The organism is Neisseria sp. HMSC055H02 (assembly GCF_001813335.1).
Lineage (GTDB): Bacteria > Pseudomonadota > Gammaproteobacteria > Burkholderiales > Neisseriaceae > Neisseria > Neisseria sicca_C.
Map to the genome: position 1 here is coordinate 58,838 of NZ_KV812087.1, position 24,614 is coordinate 83,451.

General features: G+C 51.2%; 22 protein-coding genes and 1 tRNA gene. 11 read left to right on the plus strand and 12 right to left on the minus strand.

Features of this window, described 5'->3' with window-relative positions; genetic code table 11:
• The first annotated feature begins 38 nt into the window (after positions 1-38).
• From HMPREF2907_RS04510 to HMPREF2907_RS04550, 9 genes are all read left to right on the plus strand, one after another.
• Positions 39-362, plus strand: a complete 324-nt coding sequence (locus HMPREF2907_RS04510) for a histidine triad nucleotide-binding protein (RefSeq protein WP_003740880.1) — start codon at positions 39-41, stop codon at positions 360-362.
• 45 nt (positions 363-407) lie between these two features.
• On the plus strand, positions 408-611 hold the full coding sequence (tatA, locus tag HMPREF2907_RS04515; protein WP_003679438.1) for a Sec-independent protein translocase subunit TatA: 204 nt from the start codon (positions 408-410) through the stop codon (positions 609-611).
• 3 nt (positions 612-614) lie between these two features.
• Complete coding sequence (gene tatB / locus HMPREF2907_RS04520) at positions 615-1,289, plus strand: Sec-independent protein translocase protein TatB (RefSeq protein ID WP_070680492.1); 675 nt, start codon at positions 615-617, stop codon at positions 1,287-1,289.
• 8 nt (positions 1,290-1,297) lie between these two features.
• Positions 1,298-2,074, plus strand: a complete 777-nt coding sequence (gene tatC / locus HMPREF2907_RS04525) for a twin-arginine translocase subunit TatC (RefSeq protein WP_070680495.1) — start codon at positions 1,298-1,300, stop codon at positions 2,072-2,074.
• A gap of 158 nt (positions 2,075-2,232) precedes the next feature.
• Positions 2,233-2,517, plus strand: coding sequence for a PepSY domain-containing protein (locus tag HMPREF2907_RS04530; RefSeq protein ID WP_016687640.1), 285 nt, complete (start codon positions 2,233-2,235; stop codon positions 2,515-2,517).
• A gap of 232 nt (positions 2,518-2,749) precedes the next feature.
• Positions 2,750-4,714, plus strand: a complete 1,965-nt coding sequence (locus tag HMPREF2907_RS04535; RefSeq protein WP_070680501.1) for a Pycsar system effector family protein — start codon at positions 2,750-2,752, stop codon at positions 4,712-4,714.
• 513 nt (positions 4,715-5,227) lie between these two features.
• On the plus strand, positions 5,228-5,881 hold the full coding sequence (locus tag HMPREF2907_RS04540) for an isochorismatase family protein (protein WP_070680505.1): 654 nt from the start codon (positions 5,228-5,230) through the stop codon (positions 5,879-5,881).
• A 220-nt stretch (positions 5,882-6,101) separates the two neighbouring features.
• A tRNA-Ile gene (locus tag HMPREF2907_RS04545) sits at positions 6,102-6,177 on the plus strand.
• A gap of 261 nt (positions 6,178-6,438) precedes the next feature.
• The gene (locus HMPREF2907_RS04550; RefSeq protein ID WP_070680507.1) at positions 6,439-7,776 is read left to right on the plus strand and encodes a sodium-dependent transporter; all 1,338 of its coding nucleotides are present in this window, start codon (positions 6,439-6,441) and stop codon (positions 7,774-7,776) included.
• 120 nt (positions 7,777-7,896) lie between these two features.
• Here the strand turns inward: HMPREF2907_RS04550 and HMPREF2907_RS04555 are convergent, their stop codons facing one another.
• The 6 genes from HMPREF2907_RS04555 to hemN all read right to left on the minus strand — a co-directional run bounded on the left by HMPREF2907_RS04555 (position 7,897) and on the right by hemN (position 13,718).
• Entirely contained in the window at positions 7,897-8,904 is a 1,008-nt protein-coding gene (locus tag HMPREF2907_RS04555; protein WP_070680509.1) for an FAD:protein FMN transferase, read from the minus strand.
• Between the two features lie 246 nt (positions 8,905-9,150).
• Positions 9,151-10,227, minus strand: coding sequence for a peptide chain release factor 1 (prfA, locus tag HMPREF2907_RS04560; RefSeq protein ID WP_070680514.1), 1,077 nt, complete (start codon positions 10,225-10,227; stop codon positions 9,151-9,153).
• A gap of 138 nt (positions 10,228-10,365) precedes the next feature.
• A complete protein-coding gene (locus HMPREF2907_RS04565; RefSeq protein ID WP_070680517.1) occupies positions 10,366-11,052 on the minus strand; it encodes a methionine ABC transporter permease in 687 nt (228 codons plus the stop codon).
• A gap of 1 nt (position 11,053) precedes the next feature.
• On the minus strand, positions 11,054-11,791 hold the full coding sequence (locus HMPREF2907_RS04570; protein WP_070680520.1) for a methionine ABC transporter ATP-binding protein: 738 nt from the start codon (positions 11,789-11,791) through the stop codon (positions 11,054-11,056).
• 227 nt (positions 11,792-12,018) lie between these two features.
• On the minus strand, positions 12,019-12,219 hold the full coding sequence (locus tag HMPREF2907_RS04575) for a hypothetical protein (protein WP_045074852.1): 201 nt from the start codon (positions 12,217-12,219) through the stop codon (positions 12,019-12,021).
• A gap of 77 nt (positions 12,220-12,296) precedes the next feature.
• A complete protein-coding gene (gene hemN, locus HMPREF2907_RS04580; protein WP_070440562.1) occupies positions 12,297-13,718 on the minus strand; it encodes an oxygen-independent coproporphyrinogen III oxidase in 1,422 nt (473 codons plus the stop codon).
• Positions 13,719-13,861: 143 nt separating this feature from the next.
• Between hemN and fnr the strand changes: the two genes are divergently transcribed.
• The gene (gene fnr, locus HMPREF2907_RS04585) at positions 13,862-14,596 is read left to right on the plus strand and encodes a fumarate/nitrate reduction transcriptional regulator Fnr (RefSeq protein WP_070680523.1); all 735 of its coding nucleotides are present in this window, start codon (positions 13,862-13,864) and stop codon (positions 14,594-14,596) included.
• 72 nt (positions 14,597-14,668) lie between these two features.
• Here fnr and HMPREF2907_RS04590 read toward each other — a convergent pair whose 3' ends face one another.
• The 5 genes from HMPREF2907_RS04590 to ampD form a co-directional block, all read right to left on the minus strand.
• Positions 14,669-15,130, minus strand: a complete 462-nt coding sequence (locus HMPREF2907_RS04590) for an SRPBCC family protein (protein ID WP_070680525.1) — start codon at positions 15,128-15,130, stop codon at positions 14,669-14,671.
• 169 nt (positions 15,131-15,299) lie between these two features.
• On the minus strand, positions 15,300-16,760 hold the full coding sequence (locus HMPREF2907_RS04595; protein WP_070680528.1) for a putative phage abortive infection protein: 1,461 nt from the start codon (positions 16,758-16,760) through the stop codon (positions 15,300-15,302).
• Between the two features lie 162 nt (positions 16,761-16,922).
• A complete protein-coding gene (gene ligA, locus HMPREF2907_RS04600; RefSeq protein ID WP_070680531.1) occupies positions 16,923-19,460 on the minus strand; it encodes an NAD-dependent DNA ligase LigA in 2,538 nt (845 codons plus the stop codon).
• Positions 19,461-19,606: 146 nt separating this feature from the next.
• Positions 19,607-20,863, minus strand: coding sequence for a cell division protein ZipA C-terminal FtsZ-binding domain-containing protein (locus HMPREF2907_RS04605; RefSeq protein WP_003760219.1), 1,257 nt, complete (start codon positions 20,861-20,863; stop codon positions 19,607-19,609).
• Between the two features lie 235 nt (positions 20,864-21,098).
• A complete protein-coding gene (gene ampD / locus HMPREF2907_RS04610; protein WP_070680533.1) occupies positions 21,099-21,671 on the minus strand; it encodes a 1,6-anhydro-N-acetylmuramyl-L-alanine amidase AmpD in 573 nt (190 codons plus the stop codon).
• A 128-nt stretch (positions 21,672-21,799) separates the two neighbouring features.
• On the opposite strand from ampD, the gene mltG reads away from it, so the two are divergent.
• Entirely contained in the window at positions 21,800-22,795 is a 996-nt protein-coding gene (mltG, locus tag HMPREF2907_RS04615) for an endolytic transglycosylase MltG (protein WP_070680900.1), read from the plus strand.
• An 82-nt stretch (positions 22,796-22,877) separates the two neighbouring features.
• Here the strand turns inward: mltG and recJ are convergent, their stop codons facing one another.
• Entirely contained in the window at positions 22,878-24,578 is a 1,701-nt protein-coding gene (recJ, locus tag HMPREF2907_RS04620; RefSeq protein ID WP_070680535.1) for a single-stranded-DNA-specific exonuclease RecJ, read from the minus strand.
• Positions 24,579-24,614 lie beyond the last annotated feature (36 nt).

The window sequence follows — 24,614 nt, forward strand, 5'->3', positions numbered from 1 at the left end:
ACTCGCTGCGCTCGTTTTCAGACGACCTCGGAGCCATTATGGACAACTGTATTTTCTGTAAAATCGCCGCCAAAGACATTCCGGCGCAAACCGTGTACGAAGACGACGAGATGTTGTGCTTCAAAGACATCCGCCCCGCTGCGCCGGTTCATCTGCTGCTGATTCCGAAAGTCCATTTCGACTCGCTGGCACACGCCGCGCCCGAACATCAAACCCTCTTGGGCAAAATGATGTTGAAAGTCCCTCAAATCGCCGAAGCGGCAGGTTTGACCGACGGCTTCAAAACCCTGATCAATACAGGCAAAGGCGGCGGGCAGGAAGTGTTCCACCTGCATATCCACATCATGGGTACGCCTGCATAAACCAACATTCCCACCATCCATTTTCAACTATATCAAGGATTTATTATGGGTAGCTTCTCTCTGTGGCACTGGATTATCGTATTAATCATCGTTGTTTTGGTTTTCGGTACCAAAAAACTGCGCAACGTCGGCAAAGACCTCGGCGGAGCCGTGCATGACTTCAAACAAGGTCTGAACGAGGGCACCGACGGCAAAGACGCCAAAAAAGACGAAGTCATCGAACACAAAAAAGACGAAGACAAAGCATAATCTATGTTTGATTTCGGTTTGGGCGAGCTGCTGTTAGTCGGCATCGTCGCCCTGATTGTACTCGGCCCCGAGCGTCTGCCCGAAGCCGCCCGAGCCGCCGGACGGCTTATCGGCAAGCTGCAACGCCTCGTCAGCAGCGTCAAGCAGGAATTCAACACCCAAGTCGAATTGGAAGAGCTGCGCAAAGCCAAACAGGAATTTGAAGCCGCCGCCGCACAAGTGCGCGACAGCCTCAAAGAAAACGGTACGGATATGCAGGACAACCTGCACGACATTTCCGACGGACTCAAACCTTGGGAACGCCTGCCGGCGCAACGCACGCCTGCCGATTTCGGTTTGGATGAACATGGCAACCCGCTTCCTTCGTTAAGCACGGAAGTTTCAGACGACCCGGCTGTTTCCACGTCGTCTGAAAACGCTACGGAGCAAGCAGGCAATCCGACGAATGCTGTCGAAACCGACACGCCTGCAGAATCCGAGCAAGACCGCGCATGGCGCGAATACCTGACCGGCAGTGCCGCTCCGGTTTTCAATGCCGTAGAAGTCAGCTATATCGACACTTCCGCAGACGCGCCCGTGCTGCATATCACCTCCCTCAAAAAACAAGCGATGAACCGCAAGCGCGACCTGCGTCCGAAATTTCATGCCAAACCCAAACTTCGCGTCCGTAAAAAGTGAGTAAACCGGTGTCCGAACCTCAAAACGAACAACCCGTCCAACCTCTTATCGAACACCTTATCGAGCTGCGCCGCCGCCTGATGTGGATCGTCATCGGCATCGTCGTCTGCTTTCTCGGCATGATGCCGTTTGCCCAGCAGCTTTACACCTTTGTTGCCGAACCATTGATGGTGAATCTTCCCAAAGACACCAGCATGATTGCCACCGACGTCATCGCGCCGTTTTTCGTGCCGGTGAAAGTAACGCTGATGGCGGCATTCCTCGTTTCCCTACCGCACACGCTCTACCAAATCTGGGCATTCGTCGCGCCCGCCCTCTACCAAAACGAAAAACGACTGATCACCCCGCTCGTCCTCTCCAGCGTCAGCCTGTTTTTTGTCGGCATGGCGTTTGCCTATTACCTCGTTTTCCCCGTCATCTTTAAATTCCTCGCAGGCATCACCCCCGTCGGCGTCAACATGGCGACCGACATCGACAAATACCTGTCCTTTATTTTGGGCATGTTCGTCGCATTCGGCACGACTTTCGAAGTCCCCGTCGTCGTCGTCCTGCTCGCCAAAATCGGTATTGTAACCACCAAACAACTCAAAAACGCACGCCCCTACGTCATTGTCGGCGCATTCGTCGTTGCCGCCATTATTACCCCGCCGGACGTGATTTCCCAAACCCTGCTTGCCGTCCCGCTTATCTTGCTTTACGAAGCAGGTATTTGGTGCAGCCGCTTTATCAAACCCAAATCGGACGAAACCGACGAACGCCCGCCCCTTCCGCCCGCAGAAACTTAAATACAGCCTATAATGGAGAGCGTAAATGTTAAAAGGTCGTCTGAACCGTTTCAGACGACCTTTACTACGTTTAACGAAGTGCTAAATGACTGCTAATTTTGCCGTGTTTAAATACACTTATCAAAACCCCAACGACACATTTCGAAAGGAAGTCGAACATGAAAAAATTATTATTGACCGCTATTGTTGCTCTGACTGCCGCTACTGCTGGTGCAAGCGATTACATTGAACACCAAATTTACAGCGACAGAAATTTTGAACAAAACCGTGCAAAAGCCATCAGAATGCTTGAACAACGCGGTTACCGCGTTCACGATATCGATGCCGACGACTATCGCGGAAGACCCGTGTTGGAAGTAGAGGCCTACAAAGGCGGTCGCGAATACGACATCAAATTGTCTTACCCCGACTTAAGAATCATCAAAGAGCGCATCGATTACTGATCTGATTAAGAATGCTTTAAGACTGCCGCAAACATCAAGTTTGGCGGCAGTTTTTGCTGAAAAAATAGAATTTATATTACGTTATCAACAATTACTAAAAGTATTATTCCGATAAATGTAATGTTTTGAATAACAATGTTTATCGATATGTAAATTATTTTGGCTAAAGGAACTAAAAAACGCTTTTCCTTTCCATCTAAACTGATTCACTTAAACGGAGTATAAAGGTAATATGGATTACCACAATAAAAATAAAGAAGGTCAAGAGACGCAAAATATGCAAAATACAGTTTCTGATTGGGACCAACCTATTGAGCGTCCAGCCCCTGATGCCCGGCAATCTGTTTCAGAGCAGCCTGTTTCTGAAATCTGGGAGAGGGCAGATGAAGCTTTTGAAAACGGTGATGAAGCTCTGAAAACCAAAGAACCCTTAAAAACTGAAGAAACGTTAAAAGTTGAAGAGGCAATGCAATTTGAAACGGAAGATAATCTGCAAGAGTACAATACTGAAGAAGCTTTGACGAACAACACGAACTTTGAAGGCATAGGAACGTCGTCTGAAAAAAAGAAAAAGAAAAAGAAATATAAAAAAAAGAGGGGAACAAAGCAAAGACAACTCGCTGATGTGCCACCCTCCGATCTTTTGGGTACGAACAAAGGTGTGGAAACCATGTTCCGCAATGCCGTTCGCTCAGAGATGGAGTTGCTCGCACTGGCAGCGACCAAGGCGAACATTATGATTTCGCTGAATGGTTTTATCGTGTCTGCGCTGATGATTTCGGGCGCATTTATTTTCTCATCATCGCCCGAATTCCTAATTCCGGCGAGCACCTTTATGATTACCGCCGCTGCATCCATTGTGTTTGCGCTGTTGTCCGCTTCGCCTGACCGTATCGGTAAAATGCAGGCAGCTCGTACTTGGGTTAAGGATTTTTTCCGCGGACGCGCCAAACTGCGTGATTTGAAAACCCTCCTCAGCAGTACTGAAACGCGCTTTTTCAGCGGCAGCCAGCCCAATATCCTGATTTACGAAGACCGTGTAAAGGTGCAAAAAGATCAATATTGGGAAATGATGCAAGAGATTATGGGCGACCGTAAACAAGTCTATCAAAAGATGAGTGATCATCTTTACTGGCTGGGCTTGCTGGCGGACAAACAGTTCAAATACATCAATTTGTCTTATGCCGTATTCCGCTGGGGGCTTTTGGCTTCGCTAGCGGCGTTTATCGGCGTGAAGACATTGCCTTCTCTTTTGACTAAGCCTGCCGCCAACAATGTGGCAGAATTGCGCTCCTTGGGCATTAATATGTTCAACGGCGTATACGAGCCTTCCGCCGTCCAACAGCTTCCGGACGGCAAACTGCTGATTGCCGAAGACGAACCGAACCACGCGTTCAGCATCGTCAGCATCGATCCATCAGGCAGATTTATCGAAGACGAGGCCTTGGATACGCGCGTGATTACCGGCTTCAAACGCCGCCTGAGCGACTTGGAAGCATTGGCGCGCGACGATGAAGGCTTTATCTACGCGCTTACTTCGCACTCGCGCACCCGCAAAGGCAACCGCTCGCCCGACCGCGAACACCTGATGCGCTTTAAAATCCAAGACGGTAATGTGTTGGGGCTGACCAGCTACGACAATCTGACGCAAGTTTTGGAAACCGACCACAAATTGCACGACCTCATCCGCGAACGCACCAAAGCCGAAGTTTCCTTTGAAGAAATCAATATCGAAGGTATGGCGTTCGACCCTGTGAAGAAACGCCTCGTCTTGGGCTTCCGCGATCCTGAGTTCAACAATATGGCGCTGGTGGCATTCATCAGCAACCCGAAAGACGTATTCGAGCGCAACGCCCAACCCGAATTTGACGAAGTGGCCGTCCTCGACATCGACGGCGGCGGCATCCGTTCGCTCAATTACGATCCCGTGTTGAAAAATTACGTTATCGCCAACGAAGTGAAGGATGAAAACGGGCAGAAATTCTCGCAACTGTGGACTTGGAGCGGCAACCCGACCGACGAACCGCAAAAAATCTCCCTGCCCAACCTACATCACATCACCAACGTCGAAGCCGTCGATTCGATTACGGTCAACGGCAAGCCGCAGATGATTCTGATGGGCGACGAAGGCAACGCCTCGCAGAAAATTACTGCCAAATATATGTTGGTGGACTACAGTCAGTTCGGTAAACAGTAATTTTAAAGCTGATTAAAGGTCGTCTGAAACTGAGATTTAAGGTTTCAGACGACCTTTTTGTATTTGTGGTTTTAGATTTTTCGGTCTAAGGTGGAATGACTGCTGTTTATCTAAGCGTTGCGTTTTAATCTGTTTTAGCAAGAAGTCTTGGTAAATACATGTGAAAAGGTCTATTAAGACAAAATATAACTATATTCGTCTCGGATTGTTGTTTTTAGACCACATTGAATTTAGGGTGAAAGCCGGGAAAGAGTTAATAAGGAGAATTAAAACAGAAATAATTTTCAAATATTTATGCTTACTGAGTTGATATTCATTGTGAAATTTCTGAAAGTGAATTCTACAAAACAGATATTTGCGGTATAAATTGTTACTATTTGTTAAATACTTCTGGCGATTTGCCGATTATCCTGATAATATACCGTTCATCATAAATACACCGATTATCTTGGATAATAACCATTTGTCGAAGGTAATGTTCCGGATTTATCCGGATTTTTGTGGAGTCACATCATGACGACTGTCGCTATCGATATTCAACCTCAATTCCGCTTTACCTGCATGGCAGCCAATGCCAACCATTTCCTGCATCAACCGGAAAACATGGTTAAAGAATTAAACCGTCAGGCAGCTATCGCAGATAAGCGTATTTTGGTCGAGAACGTCAATATTGATCCGGAGAGTATTTGCGCCACAGTCGTTAAACGCAACGGAATTATGTTTGCGCGGGAAGGTGGCTATTTCAGCCAGTGTGCAGGCGGTTGCCGTGGTGCAAATTTGCTGGATGGTTTGCCGGCATCTGCTGATTATGACCATGTAATCGAATTAGGCGGGGAGAATGGTTTTGGTGCATGCTTCCATGATGATAACGAAGCCCGCAGCACCGGTTTGATTGAATGGCTTTATGCAGAAAAAGCAGATACTGTCATTATCGGCGGTTTGGCAACGGAAGAAGCAATCAGCCGTACCGCCGAACAATTACTGTGGTACAACGACAACCTGCACATTATCGTCAATCTTGCCGCCTGCCACGGTTATGCACCTGAAAGCACTATTCAGGCTGTCTATAAAATGCGTAAGTCAGGTATCTCTGTTGTCAGCAGCGCTGAAGAGATTCCTGAACAAATGCTCCGTTATGCTAACGAAGCTTGGTTTAAAGTGTCGTAACCTCTTGCTATCACTCCCAGCTGCAAGAGTTTTTCAGGTCGCTTTTAGCGGCCTGTTTTTTTGAATTATATGGTATGCATGAGAAAAGGTCGTCTGAAAGTGTAATTTTTGTTTTCAGGTGACTTGAGGCAAAGTATTTATGGATAAAATATACGGCGATAAAAGCCAAGCGGTCCTTGTCTCTATAATATTTTATGATACAATATGCCTCTTCTCTTGAGGGTCTGTAGCTCAGGGGTTAGAGCAGGGGACTCATAATCCCTTGGTCGTGGGTTCGAAACCCACCGGACCCACCAATTACCGAAGCCCGGACAAATGTCCGGGCTTTTTCTTTTGTGCTTTTTATCATGGTAGTGTTCGTTTGAAATAAAATATCAAAATTACCTGTTTTTTGTATTTATGTTTATCCAAAAAACAAAATATCAGATTTTTTATTCAATATTGTCTTTTTAAGCGCACCTTATGTGCGAAATTTTGATGCAGGTCATTATGGCTGTGCTATATGCGGTTACGCTTTGCTACAATGCGGTTTCTTCACATTTCTTAATACAATAATCATGAATCATCCGGTTTCTTGGTCGTCCAAACTTGGTTTTGTGCTAGCTGCGGCAGGTTCGGCAATCGGCTTGGGCGCAATTTGGAAATTTCCGTATACCGCGGGGACAAACGGTGGGGCGGTGTTTTTCCTGTTGTTTTTGCTTTTTACGATTTTGGTGGCATTACCCGTACAGCTTGCCGAGTTTTATATCGGCAGAACGGGCGGTAAAAATGCCATCGATTCTTTCAAAACCCTGCGTCCCGGTTCACAATGGCCTTGGGTGGGGCGTATGGGGGTAGCAGCCTGCTTTATCTTACTGTCTTTTTACAGTGTCGTCGGCGGCTGGGTGTTGAACTACGTCGTCCATAGCTTTACTGGAGAAATCCATGCCGGTGCGGATTTTGAGGCATTATTCGGTGCGACCATTTCCAGTCCTGCAGGGTCGTTGTTTTATCAAGGGCTGTTCATGCTGATTACCATTTGGGTGGTTCAAGGCGGTGTGTCCGACGGGATTGAAAAAGCAAACCGTTACCTGATGCCGGGCCTGTTTATCCTGTTTATTGTTTTGGCCGTCCGTTCACTGACGCTGCCCGGGGCGATGGAAGGGGTATCCTTCCTGCTGAAACCCGACTGGTCGCATTTGAAGCCGCAAACCATGCTTACGGCTTTGGGTCAGGCATTTTTTGCGTTAAGTATCGGCGTGTCTGCGATGATCACTTATGCATCTTATTTGGGTAAAGACCAAGATATGTTCCGTTCGAGCAATATCATTATGTGGATGAACCTTTTGGTTTCTCTGCTGGCGGGGCTGGTTATTTTCCCGGCGGTATTTGCTTTCGGTTTTGAACCGAGCCAGGGACCAGGTTTGATTTTCGTTGTTTTGCCTGCCGTATTCATGAAAATGCCATTGGGACAAGTTTTGTTTGCCGTCTTTATGCTGCTGGTGGTGTTTGCGACGCTGACTTCGGCCTTTTCGATGTTGGAAACCGTCATTGCCGCTACGATTCGTCAGGATGAGGGTAAACGCAGCCGCCATACTTGGCTGATTGGTACGGCAATTTTTATTGTCGGTATTCCCTCTGCCTTGTCTTTCGGTGTTTGGGGTGAGTTTAAAATCTTCGGAAAAACCGTTTTCGATTTGTGGGACTACCTGATTTCGGCGGTCATTATGCCGATTGGCGCATTGAGCGTTGCAGTGTTCACTGCGTGGGTTCAGGATAGGGAGTCCGTATTGGCGGATGCGGGTTCAGGCAGTAGCGTACCGAAAACCATTATCCGTCTTTGGTTGATGGTGTTGCGCTATGTTGCACCTTTGGCGATTGTCGTCGTATTTGTCAATTCCCTAGGCTTGATTTAAAAACTGTCCCAAAATGGCAAAGGTCGTCTGAAAATCTTGATTCGAGATTTTTAGACGACCTTTTGACTTTTAAGTTTTGTTGTATTCGGGAGAGCCTGCCTTTTTTGCCAAATACAATGTTCAGGCTAGGGTTTCGATGCGGTTGTCGGGCATGACCAGCCAGACTTTTGCCTCTTTGGCGCGCGCGGCGGTACGGATGGCGGCTTCGTCCATGATGGAGAACGCGGTGGAGAAGGCATCGGCAACGGCGGCGGTCGGCGCCATGACGCTGACGCTGCGGTAGCGCGGTGTGGCAGTGCCGGTGCGCGGGTCGAAGAGGTGGGTGAACTTGCCGGCTTCGTCCATCACGGTACCGTAGCCGCCTGAGGTGGCGAAGGCTTGGTTTTGCATGGGGATGGTCAGGAGGGTGGCTTCTTCGTTTTGGGGATTGCGGATGCCGACGTTCCATGTGCGTTGGTTGTCGGTGTCGAAGCCGCGGATTTCGCCCATATCGACGAGGGCTTGGCGGATGCCGTGTTGTTGCAGCAGGGCGGTGACTTTGTCGGTGATGTAGCCTTGGGCGATGCCGTTAAGGGACAAGCCCATGCCTTTTTGTTCGAAGAGGATGGCTTTTTGGTCGAAGACGACGTGTTTGAAGCCGACGAGTTTGAGGGCGCGCCGGATGTCAGGTTCGGACGGCGGGGTTTCGGCACGCGGGTTGCGGCGGAAATGGTCTGCGTAAAGATTCCACAATACTTGGACGGTGGGGTCGAACGCGCCGTCTGTCAGGGCGTGGATGTCGCGGCAGATGCTCAACAGGGCGAGGAAATCAGGCGGCGGGTTGTTCAGACGACCTTCTTTGTTCAGTCGGTTGATCAGGCTGTCTTCACGGTAGAGGCTGAAGATTTTTTCGAGGCGGGCGACTTCTGCGAGGACTTTGTTGACGAGGATTTCGGCTTCTTTGCGGTCAACGCCGAAGAGGCGGAGCTCGGCGCCGGAACCCAGCGCGATGCCTTTCCAAATGACGGGCTCGCCGGTAGTTGGTAACGGGGCAGGGCGGTTGCGGTTCAGGAGGAAGGGCGCGGTCGCTCCGGCGGCGGTTAGGGCGGCGATGGCAAAAAAACGGCGGCGGGTGAGCGGGGTGTTCATGGGTTGGGATGGGTCGTCTGAAAAAGGGGCGGATTGTTGGAAGACTGGGAAAACCGGTTTATCTGGGTTTGCGTTTGAGGACTTTGGGAAGGTGTTTTTAGGAGCGCCGTCATTTCCGCATAAGATTTTTATGGTTACGGAAAGGGTGGCGGGCGACGGCTGAAGCTTGATTTGCGCTGCGGCAGAACTTGTTTTCCCGCCATTAAGCCTGCCTTCACGCTTTGGCACCAAGCATCAACCGCCCTATCAGTCGCCCATTGCCGCCAGTAGCTCTGCCTGATGTTCGGCAATCAGGGCGTTGGTGATTTCTTCCAAGTCGCCGTCCATCACAAAATCCAGCTTGTGCAGGGTGAGGTTGATGCGGTGGTCGGTCACGCGGCCTTGGGGGTAGTTGTAGGTGCGGATGCGCTCGCTGCGGTCGCCGCTGCCGATAAGGGATTTGCGTTCGGCGGCTTCTTTGGCTTGAGCTTCGCGTTTTTGCGCGTCGTTCAGGCGGGCGGCGAGGACTTTCATCGCCTGCGCTTTGTTGGCGTGTTGGCTGCGGCCGTCTTGACATTCGACCACCATGCCGGTGGGCAGGTGGGTGATGCGGACGGCGGAGTCGGTTTTGTTGATGTGCTGACCACCCGCGCCGGATGCGCGGAAGGTGTCGATGCGCAGGTCGGCGGGGTTCAACTCGATGTCTTCGAGTTCGTCCGCTTCGGGCATGACGGCGACGGTGCAGGCGGAGGTGTGGATACGGCCTTGGCTTTCGGTGGCGGGGACGCGCTGTACGCGGTGGCCGCCCGATTCGAATTTCAGACGACTGTACGCACCCAAACCGACGATACGGGCGATGACTTCTTTATAGCCGCCCAACTCGCTTTCATTGGCGGAAACGATTTCGACCTGCCAGCGGTTGCGCTCGGCGTAGCGGCTGTACATGCGCAGCAAATCGCCTGCAAACAGCGCGGCTTCGTCGCCGCCCGTTCCGGCACGCACTTCGATGAAGATGTTTTTGTCGTCGTCGGCATCTTTGGGCAGCAGCAGTTTTTGCAGTTCGGTATCGAGCGTGTCGATTTTGGCTTTCGCCGCTTCGATTTCTTCGGCGGCAAAGTCTTTCATTTCGGGGTCGGACAGCATTTCTTCGGCATCCGCCAAGTCGCTTTGCGCCAGCTGATAGTTTTGGAACACTTCGACCACGGGCGTCAATTCGGCGTGTTCGCGCGTGAGCTTGCGGTAGTTGTCCATGTCGGACGTGGCTTCGGGCTGTCCGAGGAGGCGGGTGACTTCTTCCAGTCGGTCGCTGAGTTGTTGTAGTTTTTCTAAGATAGACGGCTTCATAATTCTTCCATAACAAATGCCGCCGGGAGTCGTCCGCGACGGCGCGAGGAAGCGATATTATAATGGGTTTGGTTGGAAATTCAAAAGGATATGACTGGAAAGGTCGTCTGAAAAGTTTTCAGACGACCTTTTGACAGTTTAACGTTTGTCCAATTTCCGCGCCAATGCGTTGCCGGTGCTTTGAATCAGGATAACGAGCAGTACGAGGATGGCGACGATGAAGATGATGACTTCGGTTTGGTAGCGGTAGTAGCCGTAGCGGATGGCGAGGTCGCCCAAGCCGCCGCCGCCTATCATGCCTGCCGCCGCGCTGTATGAGAGCAGGCCGATGGCGAGGACGGTGATGCTGGAAACCATGCCCGCGCGCACTTCGTTCAAGAGGACTTTGCAGACGATGGCAAGCGGCGATGCGCCCATGGCGGTGGCGGCTTCAATCACGCCTTTGGGGACTTCGCGCAGGTTTTGTTCCACCAGTCGGGCAAAGTAAAACAGGCCGGACACGCTCAATACCAGTGAGGCGGCAATCGGGCCGATGGTGCTGCCGACGATGGCGCGGGTGGCGGGTATCATGGCAATCATCAGGATGACGAAGGGGAAGGCACGCATCAGGTTGACTAAGTTGTCGAGCAGGAAATTTACCGGCTTGTTGTAATGCAGCTGGCGGTTGGAAGTCACGAAAAGCAAGACGCCCAGCAGGGTGCCGAAGATGACTGCAATCGTGGTGGACAGCCCGACCATGACGAAGGTTTCGCCCAAGGCGCGGACGATTTCGTCTTTCATGCCGACGATGGTGGAAACGGCTTGTTCGAATGTTAAGTCTGCCATATCAGTCCTCCCGAATCAGTTCGCGCCCGATTTCGGATTGGGCGTGGATTTGGTTGTCGTGTACTTCGACGATTTCCACCACTTTTCCTTTATCCAAGAGGGCGGCGCGGTCGCATAGGCGGCGGATGACGCTCATTTCGTGGGTCACGATGACGATGGTAACGTTGAAGCGTTTGTTGATGTCTTCCAAACATTCCAAGACGCTGCGCGTGGTGGCGGGGTCTAGGGCGGAGGTCGGTTCGTCGGCGAGGATGACTTGGGGCTTGGGTGCGAGCGCGCGGGCGATGCCGACGCGCTGTTTTTGTCCGCCGGAAAGCTGGGCGGGGTAGTGGTCGGCGCGTTCGGTCAAGCCGACGATTTCAAGACATTCTTTAACGCGTTCTTTGATTTTTTCAGACGGCCATCCTGCGATTTCCAAAGGAAAGGCAACATTGTCGGCGACGGTGCGGTTGCTCAAAAGATTGAACTGCTGAAACACCATGCCGATATTCTGCCGCGCCTGACGCAATGCGGCGGCATCGAGCGCGGTCAGCTCTTGTCCGCACACATTGACCTTGCCGCTGTCGGGACGTTCCAACAGGTTAATCAGGCGCAACAGGGTGGATTTGCCCGCGCCGGAATAGCCCATCAGACCGAAGATTTCGCCGTCTTGGATTTCGAGGCTGGTCGGCTCGACGGCGGCAAAACGGGTTTTGTCGCGCGTTTGGTAATGTTTGGAAACGTTGTCCAAAATAATCATAAATACTTCCTGATACTTCCGGAAAAAAAGAAGCCCGATGCTGTACACAACGGGCTTGGATATAAAGAAAGGAATAAAAACAGCAGAAAATGAAAATACGCTTTAGCTGTTTATGCCCGCAAGCTGTGTCAAATCGGCAATGTTAACTCATATACGACTATAATCAAAATCAGTAAATTTGTCAAGTTTTGATATGATTTGTAATTTTAAAATAATAAATTGTCAGTTTATTTGCCGAAAAGCTCCGCCACCATGCGGGCTTCTTCCTCGGTATAAGCCGCGCCGTTGAGCTTGGTGGTCAGGATAAATTCGCCGCTTAACCCTTGTTCGGCGCAGGTTTCGCGCCAGCCTTGCAGCTGTTCTTCGTCGCTGGCTTTACGTTTCAGACGACCTATGGTTTGTGCGGCCTGTTTGGTTTGTTCGTTCATTAGCGTTCCTTAACAAAGGGAAACAAAGGGCAAAGGTCGTCTGAAAACGGTTTTCAGACGACCTTTGCTATTCCTCTTTACACCGTTTGCGAATATTGGGCTTTGGTTTCCCTGTGGCGCAGGTGGTAGTCGAACACCATGGCGATATTGCGTATCAGGAAGCGGCCTTTGGGGGTAACGGTCAGTCCGTGCGGTTTCAGGCGGACGAGTCCGAGGGAGGCAAGTTGTTCCAAGTCGGCAAGTTCGTCTTTGAAATAGCGGTCGAACGGGATACCGAACACGCTTTCGTAGATTCGGTAATCCAAGGAGAAACGGCACATCAAATCTTGGATGATATTGCGGCGCAAAAGGTCGTCCTGATTGAGTTGGTAGCCGCGCATGATGGGCAGGTGTCCGGCATCGAGCGCGGCATAGTAGGCGTCGATGTCGCGTTCGTTTTGGGAGTAGGTGCTGCCGATTTTGCCGATGGAGGATACGCCGATGGCAACTAAATCGCAGTCCGCGTAGGTCGAGTAGCCTTGGAAGTTGCGCTGGAGGAAGCCTTCTTTGAGGGCGATGGAAAGTTCGTCATCGGGTTTGGCGAAGTGGTCCATACCGATGAAGACGTAGCCGCGTTCGGTCAGGGTTTGGACGCAGTATTGCAGCATATCGAGTTTTTCTTCGCTGCCGGGAACGGCTTCGGTATCGATGCGGCGTTGCGGCTTGAAGATATGCGGCAGGTGGGCGTAGTGATAAAGGGCAAGGCGGTCGGGATCGAGCGACAAGACAGTGTCGATGGTGGTTTTAATGCTTTCGGCGGTTTGGTGCGGCAGACCGTAAATCAAATCGACGCTGACGGATTTGAATCCGGCTTCGCGGGCGGCATCGATGACTTCTTTGGTTTCGTCGTAGCTTTGGATGCGGTTGACTGCTGCCTGCACTTTGGGATCAAAGTCCTGAATGCCGACGCTCATGCGGTTGAAGCCGAGCTTACCGAGCATGAGGACAGTTTCGCGGCTGACTTTGCGCGGGTCGATTTCGATGGAGTATTCGCCGCCAGGGATCAGTTGGAAGTGTTTGCGTATCATGCGGAATACGCGTTCGATTTGGTCGTCGCTCAAGAAAGTCGGCGTACCGCCGCCGAAGTGCAGTTGCGCGAGCTGATGCCGTCCGCCCAGATGCGGGGCGAGCAGCTCCATTTCTTTTTCAAGGTATTCGATGTAGGCATCGGCGCGGCTTTTGTCTTTGGTGATGATTTTATTGCAGCCGCAGTAGTAACAAATGGTGTTGCAGAAGGGGATGTGGATATAAAGCGAAAGGGGCTTGTTCAAAGCCCCCATACCGCGCTGATTCAAGGCATTGATATATTCGGCTTCGCGAAATCCGTCATGAAAACGGTCGGCTGTGGGGTAGGAAGTGTAGCGCGGACCGCTGGAAGGAAGGCTGGCGATGAGTTCGCGGTCGAACTCAGGCTTGTCATCGTTTCTATTGTGATTATTTTGTATCGGTATTACTTTCATGGCGTGTGCGTGATTAGAGTAATGAAGTTAGGCAATTTTCGGATAGTTTGGTAGAATGCCACAGTATGATAAACCTGTCTTGATATGTGTCAATAACTTACGTAATCATGACAGGATAAAAACCTTAATTTTAAGGGTGTTTTATGACCACACACAATGCTATGCATCAGATGAAAACCCTGTGTTCTTCCTGTTCGCTGCGTGAACTCTGCCTGCCTGTCGGGCTTTTGCCCAATGAGTTTGCACAATTGGACGCGGTCATCCGACAGAGCCGCCGCTTGAAGAAGGGTGAATATCTGTTCCGCACCGGTGAGCCTTTCGCGTCGCTGTTTGCCATCCGTGCCGGTTTTTTCAAAACCACGGTTGCCAGTCAGGACGGTCGCGATCAGGTTACCGGCTTTTTTATGTCCGGCGAACTCATCGGCATGGACGGCATTTGTTCCCATGTCCACAGCTGCGACGCGGTGGCTTTGGAAGACAGCGAAGTGTGTGAGCTGCCCTTCACCCACATCGAAGAGCTGGGACACAACATCCCCAGCCTGAGAAGCCATTTTTTCAGATTGATGAGCCGCGAAATCGTGCGTGACCAAGGTGTGATGCTGCTTTTGGGCAATATGCGCGCCGAAGAACGTCTGGCGGCGTTTTTGCTGAACTTGTCCCAACGCCTTTACTCGCGCGGATTTGCCGCCAACGATTTCATCCTGCGGATGTCGCGCGAAGAAATCGGCAGCTATTTAGGGCTGAAACTGGAAACCGTCAGCCGCACGCTGTCCAAGTTCCATCATGAAGGTTTGATTTCGGTCGAACACAAACACATTAAAATCCTTGACTCGCAAACTCTCAAAAAAATGGTGTCCGGCTGTTCGCACGCCATCTGATTGATACCGAGACTATTTTTAAACAGAACTCAAGGTCGTCTGAAAAAATTTCAGACGGCTTTTTCCATGCCTTTAACTTGTAGCATCTTCAGCATAATCAGCCCATTGGGCAGCCCATTCTTTCAATAAACGGTGGCGTTTTTTAAATGTCCGACGCAAGGTCGGCAATCCGATTAGCCGGTCAATCATTTTTCCCAGTCTGAAAGTAAATTCCACCGTATCCGTCACGCAGGTACGCCCTCCGGAAGATTTGAATTCATGCGTATGGCGGAAGGAGCGGTAAATCCCGTTCAACATCAGGTCGGTAAACGATTGGTTCGGCTCAAGCGAAATGATTTCGGCACGATGCCGCAACCAAATCCCGCAAACTCTGTATCTGAAATCCAAAATATCTCCCCGCGCCCAGTATTCCTTTTCCGACAGCCATTGCACGTCAAACGGAAACTGACAGGCAAATCCGTGTCGGGAAGTGCAGTAGCGGAATATCGGTTCGAGCGGCGCATCCAGCCGGACGCTGAGGGTGTAAGTCAGCATGATATTGATCGTTGTGGGTAAAGATGGGGATATTGATAAGAGTGGTGCGGTCGGTATCAGTTAGTTCATGATTACTTTGAACGGTGTGGATTGGTTTTGTATGGATAATGGAATAAATAAAGGTCGTCTGAAAATTTTCAGACGACCTTATAGATAGGACTGATTAGATTCAATCTATTGAATAGATTGCTTTATTGTCTTCAATTTGCAGAAATTCTGACCATGCTTTTTTGTTTTCTTCTATTCGTTTTAACTCAGCATTAGTTTCGTTAATTTTTTCTTCATAATATTCTTTTTCTTCTTCTAGTCTCTTGAGGAAATCTTGTTTCCATGCGTTGAAATTGTTGCCTGGTTGGTAGTAGCAACCTTTTCCTTCAGGTAAACGAAGTAGTTCTAATTTTTCATAAGTATTTAACATTTCATATTCTTCGTATGATATAGATTTTATTCTAATAATTTTTATTTTGATATTCCGTAATTCATCTTGTTTGTCGTGTAAGGATTTTGTTTTTACTGTTAGCCAATAATTAAATTTATAGTTAAAAACAGCTTTTGATTTATCAAATATTTTGTTGTTCCCGAAAGCAGGAGCTATATCTGCATGGCTAGTTAAAATAAGAAAGTGTATAGCGTCGTCACCATTAGAAAGATAGAACTTATTTATTTCGTTGATGTCTGTAAAGACTAATTGTAATTGCTCCAGTAGAGTATATCGGTTTAATAAACCTTGAAAGTTGTAAAGAGTGTCTAATTCATTATCTTGTGAAAATTTATCAATTGTCAGGCAGTTTAAAGCCAGTAATTTTAAAATTATACTAGGAATGAAAGAACGAAGAATGTCGCTATACATTCTTTCTTGAGGGTTAATATATTTTTGGCTTATTTTGTCTCTAGATATTTTGCTATCTGAATAAAAGTCTTTGATGGTAATTTTGGAATCTTCTCTATTGTTTGATTCACTATTTTTTGACAGGCTGATTGATATAAACTTTAGAATTTGGAATAAAAGATTGAAATAGCTTTTGAGCTCGTAATGTTGGTTAATGGTTTTTATTGCAAGGCTATTACTTAATTCTTTTGATGGTTTATATGTAGTAATTATGTCAATTTTGTTAGTATAAATATAGTGTAATGATTTATATATTGATTCTACGTTAATCCTTTCAATAGCTTTATTATGCTGCTCCAGCAAAGAAAAAAACGTCGATTCAAACTGTTGTAGATTAAAAATCTCTGACTGGCGGCTTTGTTGTTCTACCTGTTGGCGTTGCTGTTCTGCCGCCTGTTTCAATTCTTCGCGCGTCGCTTTCATTTCCTGCGCTTGTTGATGAATGGTATAGAGCAGGCCGATAAGGGCTAGAAAGCTGATGATGGGGTTCAGCGTACCGCCCAGGTAGTCACCGAATGTTCCCCATGTGGCAGGATCATTAGAAAGCTTGGCTAGGAAATTGTCTAATATGAGGGAGTTTTTATGTGAATTATTAATGAAATCTTCCCATGTGAAGTAATTACAAAACATAGGTGATATATTAAATTTCAAATAATAAAATGTTAAGGCAACAGCAAAAAATAAAAAAGCAAATCCGCCTAATACCCATAATAACCAGCCAGGCTTACTTTGGTTTGTCATGATTATTTTTCCTTTTTTTGTACTCATAAGGTCGTCTGAAAATTTTCAGACGACCTTATTTTATAAATCCGAATCAGCAATATCCATGCCGTTGTTTCCGCATATGGGGGAATTGTGATGCGGGGATTTCCTAGTTTAATCTGCGGTATGTTTGGCGGGTATTCAGCCCAGCATTGCCAAAAGTTCTTCTTCGCTCAATACCGCGACACCCAAGGCATTGGCTTTTTCCAGCTTGCTGCCGGTGGCTTCTCCGGCGACGACGTAGTCGGTTTTTTTGGACACGCTGCCGGAAACTTTGCCGCCTGCTGCTTCGATCAAGGCTTGGGCCTGGTCGCGTTTGAGGGTGGGCAGGGTGCCGGTTAACACAAAGGTTTTGCCTGCTACGGCTTTGTTGACGTCGTCTGAAATCGTTGCTTCTTGGTTTTCAGACGACGTTTGGGCGAAGAAGGTTTTCAGGTTTTCGAGCAGGGCGGCGTTTTGTGTCTCGCTGCGCCATGCTTGCCAGTCGGCGGGGAGGGCTTTGTCGGTTTGCAGGCCTTCTATGCTTTTGCCGGCGAGTTCCCACAAGGCTTGGGCTTTGTTTTCGCTGATTTTGAAACCGGGCAGGCGGGCAATCCAGCGTTGCGGCTCGGCGTGGCGGGCGGGCGGGATGGTAACGGCTTGGGTTTGCGGGGCAACGCCTGCGGCAAGCAGCTCGTCTATCATCGCCTGCTGCGCGTCTTGGGAGAAGAAGTGGGCGATGGAGCGGGCGACGACGGTGCCGATGTCGGGCAGGCAGGCGAGGATGGGTTCGGGGGCGCGGCGGACGTGTTCCAACGTGCCGAATGCTTGCGCCAGTGTTTTTGCGGTGCGTTCGCCGACGTGGCGGATGCCGAGCGCGAACAGGAAGCGGGCGAGTTCGGGCGTTTTGCTGGCTTCTATGCCTGCAAGGATGTTTTCCGCCCACTTGGTCGGTTGTTTTTTGCCGTTTGGGATGTTGGATTCAGACAGGTCGCCTGAAACCGTTTCTGCGTCGCCATTTTCGTTTTCAGACGACCTTTTATCCGCCGTTTCCTTCATTTTTTGTAAGGTCGGGATGTCGAGGCGGTAGAGGTCGGCGAAATGGCGGACGAGGTCTTGGGCGACAAGTTGCTCGATTTGTTTTTGACCGAGTCCGTCGATGTCCATGGCTTTGCGCGAGGCGAAGTGGATTAAACCTTGCGCGCGTTGCGCCTGACAAAGCATACCGCCGCTGCATCGGGCGACGGCTTCACCTTCTTCGCGTTCGATTTCGCTGCGGCAGATGGGACAGTGGGTTGGCAGGCGGTAGGGCTTGTGGAGCGGAACGGATTGGGTTTGGTTGGCGGATGGTGTTTCGGCAAACAAGTCGTCTTGTTGATGTTTGAGGTCGTCTGAAACGGCAACAGCGGTTTCCTGCATCGGGCGGCGTTCGAAAATCACGCGCACGACTTCGGGAATCACGTCTCCGGCGCGGCGCACGACGACGGTATCGCCGACGCGCACGTCTTTGCGCGATACTTCGTCCTGATTGTGCAGGGTGGCGTTGGTGACGGTTACGCCGCCGACGAATACGGGTTGTAGGCGGGCGACGGGGGTAACGGCGCCGGTGCGCCCGATTTGCACGTCTATGGCTTCAACGACGGTCAGGGCTTCTTCGGCGGGGAATTTGTGGGCAATCGCCCAGCGCGGCGCGCGGGAGATGAAGCCGAGTTCGCGCTGTTGCGCCAAGCTGTTGACTTTGACGACCATGCCGTCGATTTCGTAGGGCAGTTCGGGGCGTTTTTGCTGCATTTGTTCGTAAAACGCCAATACTTCGTCGATATTCAGAAAACGGTCGAAATTGCCGTCGGGCAGGCTGAAGCCGAGTTCTTGGAAATAGGCGAGTTCTTGGATGTGTTCTTCTGCGACGAAACCGCCTTGCTGGCGGGCGATTGAGTAGGGAAAAAAGTGCAGTTTGCGTTGCGCGGTGATGCGCGAATCGAGTTGGCGCAGGCTGCCGGCGGCGGCGTTGCGCGGGTTGGCAAAGGGTTTTTGCCCGTTTTCGGCTTGTCGTTTATTGAGGGCGGCGAAATCGGCTTTGAGCATCAGCACTTCGCCGCGCACTTCGATGAGTTCGGGCGGATTATCGCCGTGCAGCCGCAGGGGGATGTTGGCGACGGTTTTGACGTTTTGGGTAACGTCTTCGCCGGTCGTGCCGTCGCCGCGCGTCGCCGCCTGCACCAATACGCCGTCGCGGTAGAGCAGGCTGATGGCGAGGCCGTCGAATTTGGGTTCGATAACGTATTCGGGATTGCCACCGTCCAAACCGTCGCGCACGCGTTGGTCGAAAGCGTACATTTCGGCATGGTCGAACACGCCGTTTTCATCTTGCGGGGAAAAGGCATTGGTCAGCGACAGCATCGGTACTTCGTGGCGCACTTCGGCAAATCCCGCCAAAGGCTCGCCGCCGACGCGCTGGGTCGGGCTGTCGGGCAGCTTGAGCTCGGGATGGTTTCGTTCCAACGCTTCGAGTTCGCGGAATAATTTGTCGTATTCGGCATCGGGTACGCTGGGCGCGTCGAGGGTGTAGTATTCGTAGGCGTAGCGGTTGAGGAGGTCGGTGAGGTGGCGGATGTGTTGTGCGGCAAATTGTTTTATATCACTATCAGACGGTTTAAGAAGATTGGTAAGGTTAGTGTTATGTTTTGAGTTTGGATTCATGAGAGAAGGTTTCAGACGACCTTTGTCTGATACGGGATGGGACGGTCAAAGGTCGTCTGAAAAAGGATAGGTTGAAAACAGTTGAATTTTACCCGAAAAAAAGCGGATATGCCGTAACGACATATCCGCTTTGATTACATTCGATTTTAGGAGAACAGGCGCAGGGCTTGTTTGCTGCCCGGTTTGATGCCGACTTTGACCATTTCTTCCTGACGCGCCAAGACGTAATTGCGAATGTCTTTGAGCCATTGGGTAGAAACTTCTTCCATTTTGTCGTTGACCAAATCCAAGCCCAACTGACCGGAGAGGCGTACCGCCAAGTCCATGAAGAGGTCGAAGGTTTTTTCGCCGGCAGGCGCGTGCGGGATGTCGAGCAGCATGCTGAAGCCTTTGTAGGACTGGTTGTCCAAAAGGGCGTTGGTAAACGCGTCGCCTGTGAGGCTGTGGATGGCAAACATCGGGCTGCCGGTTTGTCCGGTGTAGTGGAATGCGCCGTCTTCGCCCAATACGAAGCCGAGGTTTTCAACAGAAGCGCGCAGTTCGACGCCGCTGATGTTGCTGTGTGAAACCAAGTGGATGGCGATGGTTTGATCGACGCGGGCGCAGAAGGTGTCCAATGCCTGCGCAACTTCGGTAAATGCCGCCAAATCGGTGTGGAGGACTTTGCCGCCCATCAGTTGGGCAAAGGTGTCAACTTGTTGGTTGAACTGTTGCAATTCTTCTTGGGTTGCCAAACCGTTGCGGCTGACTGCTTGCAGGCCGACGACGAAACCTTGGTAATACACGCTCGGAATCGGTTCGGCAACTTGGAAGCGGTCGTCCATGGTGCAGCCGATGATTTGGAAACGGTGGCGGTTGGACAGGCGGGGCAGGGCGTGCAGCTCTTGCGCTTCGGAGAGGGCGATGTAGGCGAGGTAGTCGAAGCGCGGGTCAAACCACGGCAATTCGACTTGAGACAATTCGTCCAAGCTGACCAAAGGCTGGTTGGCGGCGGACGGCAGGTTGACCGGCTCGTCGCTGGCGGCTTGGGTGGTGATTTCGTTGTTCAGTCCGATGACGGTATGCTGTACCGGCTCGTCGGTAAAGTCGTCTTCAATCGCCAACTCGACATCGGTTTTGATGGCGGAAGGTTTGGCGAGTTTGGCTTTGGCGGCGAAGATTTCGTCTTGTTCTTGCAGATTGCGCAGCGCGGCTTCTTGGGCTTTGTTCGCTTTTTTGACGAACAGGCCTTTGCCGCCGGATTCTTTACCGTCGCGCACATGGCTGGTTTTACTGTTCAGGAGCGCGTCTTTGTCGGAGTGGCCGAACTGCTCGCGCACCTGTTTGCGGTATTGGTTTTCTTGGTACATATTGTAGGCGATGACGGCAAGGATGACTGCCAAGCCTAAGACGATGAAAATCATGGGTAATCACTTTTTGTAAGAGCGGCATTCCGTCTTCGTTGCCCAGGGCGGTTTGCCTTTGGGCGGTATGCGGAATCGTATTGCCGCGAGTAAGTTCGTCGGAGTCGGACACGGATTGTCCCGTATGAACATTCAATTATAACGAAAATAAACTTTTCTGACAGCAAATGCCGTGAATGATAGCCCAAAATCGGGCTGGGTCGTCTGAAAAATGCTATATGGCATTTTTGAGCGATTAACGGACAACCGGAAAACCCGCCGCCTGCAATCTTTGCCAGTCGAAAAAGTGGCCGGGGTCGGTTTTGCGGTCTGGGGCGATGTCCTGATGACCAGTAACGGCAGTGATGGGGTAATGCCCGACCAACGCGTGCAGCAGGGTTTCCAGCGTTTGATATTGCGCCTCGGCAAACGGCTCGAAATCGCAGCCTTCCAATTCGATACCGACCGAAAACGCGTTGCACTTTTCACGTCTGCGAAACGACGACACGCCCGCGTGGTACGCCATATCGTCGCAAGAAACGAACTGCACCGCCTCGCCCTCGCGGGTAATCAAAAAGTGGCTGGAAACGCGCAAGGTGTGGATGACGCTGAAAAACGGATGTTCATCGGGGTCGATGCGGTTGGTAAACAGTTTTTCCACCGCGCCCGTCCCATATTCGAAAGGCGGCAGCGAAATATTGTGTAAAACCACCAGCGACACGGCTTCTGATTCTGCCCGCGGCTCGAAGTTCGGAGAAAACGCGCGGCGCACAGGCTGCCACCAGCCTTGTTGCCAGTCAATGTCTTGGCATTCGGACGGAAGATTCATATTCAGACGACCCTTTATTTCAGACGACCACTGAGGCGGAAAAAACATACGTCGGGCGCGTGCGCGGGGAAGAGGGCGCGCATTTCGGTTATACTGTCGCACGACGTTCACAAATCAAAAATCCTACCATGCTGAAAAAAATGTTGAAATGGTTTGCGGTATTTTTTGTTGCCGTTGCCGCCGTGTTCGCCGCCTTGCTGTTCGTTCCCAAAGACAACGGCAAAGCATACCGCATCAAAATTGCCAAAAACCAAGGCATCTCTTCCGTCAGCCGCAACCTTGCCCGGGATGGTATCGTATATAACCGCCATGTATTGGTAGCAGCCGCTTATATAACAGGCACACACAACAAACTCAAAGCAGGCTCGTACCGCCTTCCTTCCAATATTTCCGCATGGGGCGTTTTGCAGAAAATCCGCAGCGGCAGACCCGATGCCGTTACCGTTCAAATCGTCGAGGGCTCACGTTTTGCCACGATGCGTAAAATCATCGACAACACCCCCGACATCGAACACAAAACACGCGGCTGGAGCGATGCGGAACTCATGCAGGCAATTGCCCCCGACGCGCTCAGCAGCAATCCCGAAGGCCAGTTCTTCCCCGACAGCTATGAAATCGACGCAGGCAGCAGTGATTTGCAAATCTACCAAACCGCTTATCAAACCATGCAACGTCGTCTGAAAGATGCTTGGGAAGATCGCCAAAGCAGATTGCCCTACAAAAATCCGTATGAAATGCTCATTATGGCGAGCCTGATTGAAAAAGAAACCGCCCACGAAGACGACCGCGCCCATGTTGCTTCCGTATTCGTCAACCGCCTTAACATCGGCATGCGCCTGCAGACCGACCCGACCGTGATTTACGGCATGGGCAGCGCGTATAAAGGCAAAATCCGCAAAGCCGACCTCCAGCGCGATACGCCGTATAACACCTACACACACAGCGGCTTAACCCCGACCCCCATCGCCCTGCCGAGTAAAGCCGCACTTCATGCCGCGGCGCATCCGTCGAATGAGAAATACCTCTATTTCGTCTCCAAAATGGACGGCACCGGCTTGAGTCAGTTCAGCCATAATCTGGAAGAACACAATGCCGCCGTACGCAAATATATTTTGAAAAAATAGGTTGAACTGAGCTTCACAAGCAACAAAGGTCGTCTGAAACCTGATCTTCAGTTTCAGACGACCTTTTTATCTTTCGCAAGCCTTAAGCCGCTTCCCAATAATCGATGTAAAGCTGCAATTCCATCTGATTGCGCCACTCGTTTGCCACGGGGCGGTAAACCGTGCGGATGTATTCGGGGATGTCTTCGCTGCACCGCCAAAACATGGCTTCAAATTCGTAGCCGTCTTTTTGCAGCCAGACTTTTTTGTGCTTGCCCTCCGCGCCCAAAGGTTGCTGGCGGATGACGTGAAACTCGTCGGTAAAGCTCGGCGGCGCGAAGCCTTGTCCCCAAACATGGCGGGCGAGGTTTTGCGCCTGTTCCAACGTGATGTCGCAGGCTTTCAGGCTGCCGTCGGTGATGAAGGTTTGCGACAAGTCGTCTTCGCACACCATTTCGCGCACGGCTTCTTCAAAGGCCGTCTGAAACGCGGGAATGTTGTGTTCGAGTATGCTCAAGCCCGCCGCCATCGCGTGTCCGCCGAATTTCAAAATCAAATCGGGATGGCGTTTGGACACCAAATCCAAAGCGTCGCGCAAGTGCAGGTTGGGAATGGAACGCCCCGAGCCGCGCACTTCGCCGTTGTCCGCCGGGGCGAACACGATGGTCGGGCGGTAGAAGCGGTCTTTGAGGCGGCTGGCGACGATGCCGACCACGCCTTGATGAAAGTCGTCGCGGTAGGCGACCAAAGTTGTCTGACCCGAAGGCAGGGTTTCGGGAAAGGCGTTCAGCGCATCTTGCAGCATGGACTGCTCGATTTCGCGGCGTTCGATATTGAGGTCGTTCAACTGCGCCGCCAATGCCTGCGCTTCAGCGTCGTCGCGCGCCAACAGGCAGGCGATGCCGACCGACATATCGTCCAGCCGTCCGGCGGCGTTGATGCGCGGCCCCAGTGCAAAACCCATATCAAAAGGCTGCGCTTTGCGCCAGTCGCGCCGCGCCACTTCAAACAGGGCGCGGATACCGGGACGCATTTTGCCGGAACGCATCCGTTTCAAACCTTGCGAGACGAGGATACGGTTGTTGTGGTCGAGGGGGACGACGTCGGCGACGGTGCCGAGTGCGACCAAATCCAAAAGTTCGCCCAGATTTGGTTCTCTAAGGTCGTCTGAAAAATAATTGCGGCGGCGCAATTCGGCACGCAACGCCATCAATACATAAAAAATCACGCCTACGCCCGCCAGACTTTTGCTGGGGAAGCCGCAGCCTTTTTGGTTCGGATTGACGATGTTGCAGTCGGGTACGGTTTCGGCGGGCAGGTGGTGGTCGGTAACGATCACGTCCAAACCCAATTCCTGCGCCCGCGCCACGCCTGCGATGCTGGCGATGCCGTTGTCAACCGTAATCAGCAAATCCACGCCTTGCGCGGCGGCGATTTCGGCAAGCTCGGGCGTTAAGCCGTAGCCGTGTTCGAAGCGGTTGGGTACGAGGAAATCCACCGCCGCGCCCATCGCCGCCAAGCCGCTCATGCCGACGGAACACGCGGTTGCGCCGTCGGCATCGTAGTCGGCGACAATCAGGATTTTTTCCTTGCGCTCGATGGCATCCGCCAGACGGCGGGCGGCGGCTTCGCAATTCATCAGCGATTGATAAGGCAGAAGGCCGGCGAGTTTGTCGTCCAATTCGGCGGGACTCTGTACGTCGCGCGAGGCGCACAGCCGGGCGATTAAAGGGTCGGCGCCGGCGGTGAGTAAATCATCGAGGACGTTTTGGTTGACGGGGCGGGTTTGGATTTTGACGGGCATGGTGTGCGGACGGGGTATAGTTGTATTTGAGGGGAT

Excerpts from the sequence above, each read along its gene's own strand:
- HMPREF2907_RS04575 (WP_045074852.1), bottom strand. The coding sequence starts at position 12,219 with ATGAACGAACAAACCAAACAGGCCGCACAAACCATAGGTCGTCTGAAA.
- HMPREF2907_RS04540 (WP_070680505.1), top strand. The coding sequence starts at position 5,228 with ATGACGACTGTCGCTATCGATATTCAACCTCAATTCCGCTTTACCTGC.
- mltG (WP_070680900.1), top strand. The coding sequence starts at position 21,800 with ATGCTGAAAAAAATGTTGAAATGGTTTGCGGTATTTTTTGTTGCCGTT.
- ampD (WP_070680533.1), bottom strand. The coding sequence starts at position 21,671 with ATGAATCTTCCGTCCGAATGCCAAGACATTGACTGGCAACAAGGCTGG.
- hemN (WP_070440562.1), bottom strand. The coding sequence starts at position 13,718 with ATGAAAGTAATACCGATACAAAATAATCACAATAGAAACGATGACAAG.
- ligA (WP_070680531.1), bottom strand. The coding sequence starts at position 19,460 with ATGAATCCAAACTCAAAACATAACACTAACCTTACCAATCTTCTTAAA.
- fnr (WP_070680523.1), top strand. The coding sequence starts at position 13,862 with ATGACCACACACAATGCTATGCATCAGATGAAAACCCTGTGTTCTTCC.
- tatA (WP_003679438.1), top strand. The coding sequence starts at position 408 with ATGGGTAGCTTCTCTCTGTGGCACTGGATTATCGTATTAATCATCGTT.
- HMPREF2907_RS04535 (WP_070680501.1), top strand. The coding sequence starts at position 2,750 with ATGGATTACCACAATAAAAATAAAGAAGGTCAAGAGACGCAAAATATG.
- HMPREF2907_RS04530 (WP_016687640.1), top strand. The coding sequence starts at position 2,233 with ATGAAAAAATTATTATTGACCGCTATTGTTGCTCTGACTGCCGCTACT.
- prfA (WP_070680514.1), bottom strand. The coding sequence starts at position 10,227 with ATGAAGCCGTCTATCTTAGAAAAACTACAACAACTCAGCGACCGACTG.
- recJ (WP_070680535.1), bottom strand. The coding sequence starts at position 24,578 with ATGCCCGTCAAAATCCAAACCCGCCCCGTCAACCAAAACGTCCTCGAT.
- HMPREF2907_RS04605 (WP_003760219.1), bottom strand. The coding sequence starts at position 20,863 with ATGATTTTCATCGTCTTAGGCTTGGCAGTCATCCTTGCCGTCATCGCC.
- HMPREF2907_RS04550 (WP_070680507.1), top strand. The coding sequence starts at position 6,439 with ATGAATCATCCGGTTTCTTGGTCGTCCAAACTTGGTTTTGTGCTAGCT.
- tatB (WP_070680492.1), top strand. The coding sequence starts at position 615 with ATGTTTGATTTCGGTTTGGGCGAGCTGCTGTTAGTCGGCATCGTCGCC.
- HMPREF2907_RS04595 (WP_070680528.1), bottom strand. The coding sequence starts at position 16,760 with ATGACAAACCAAAGTAAGCCTGGCTGGTTATTATGGGTATTAGGCGGA.
- HMPREF2907_RS04570 (WP_070680520.1), bottom strand. The coding sequence starts at position 11,791 with ATGATTATTTTGGACAACGTTTCCAAACATTACCAAACGCGCGACAAA.
- HMPREF2907_RS04565 (WP_070680517.1), bottom strand. The coding sequence starts at position 11,052 with ATGGCAGACTTAACATTCGAACAAGCCGTTTCCACCATCGTCGGCATG.
- HMPREF2907_RS04510 (WP_003740880.1), top strand. The coding sequence starts at position 39 with ATGGACAACTGTATTTTCTGTAAAATCGCCGCCAAAGACATTCCGGCG.
- HMPREF2907_RS04590 (WP_070680525.1), bottom strand. The coding sequence starts at position 15,130 with ATGCTGACTTACACCCTCAGCGTCCGGCTGGATGCGCCGCTCGAACCG.
- HMPREF2907_RS04555 (WP_070680509.1), bottom strand. The coding sequence starts at position 8,904 with ATGAACACCCCGCTCACCCGCCGCCGTTTTTTTGCCATCGCCGCCCTA.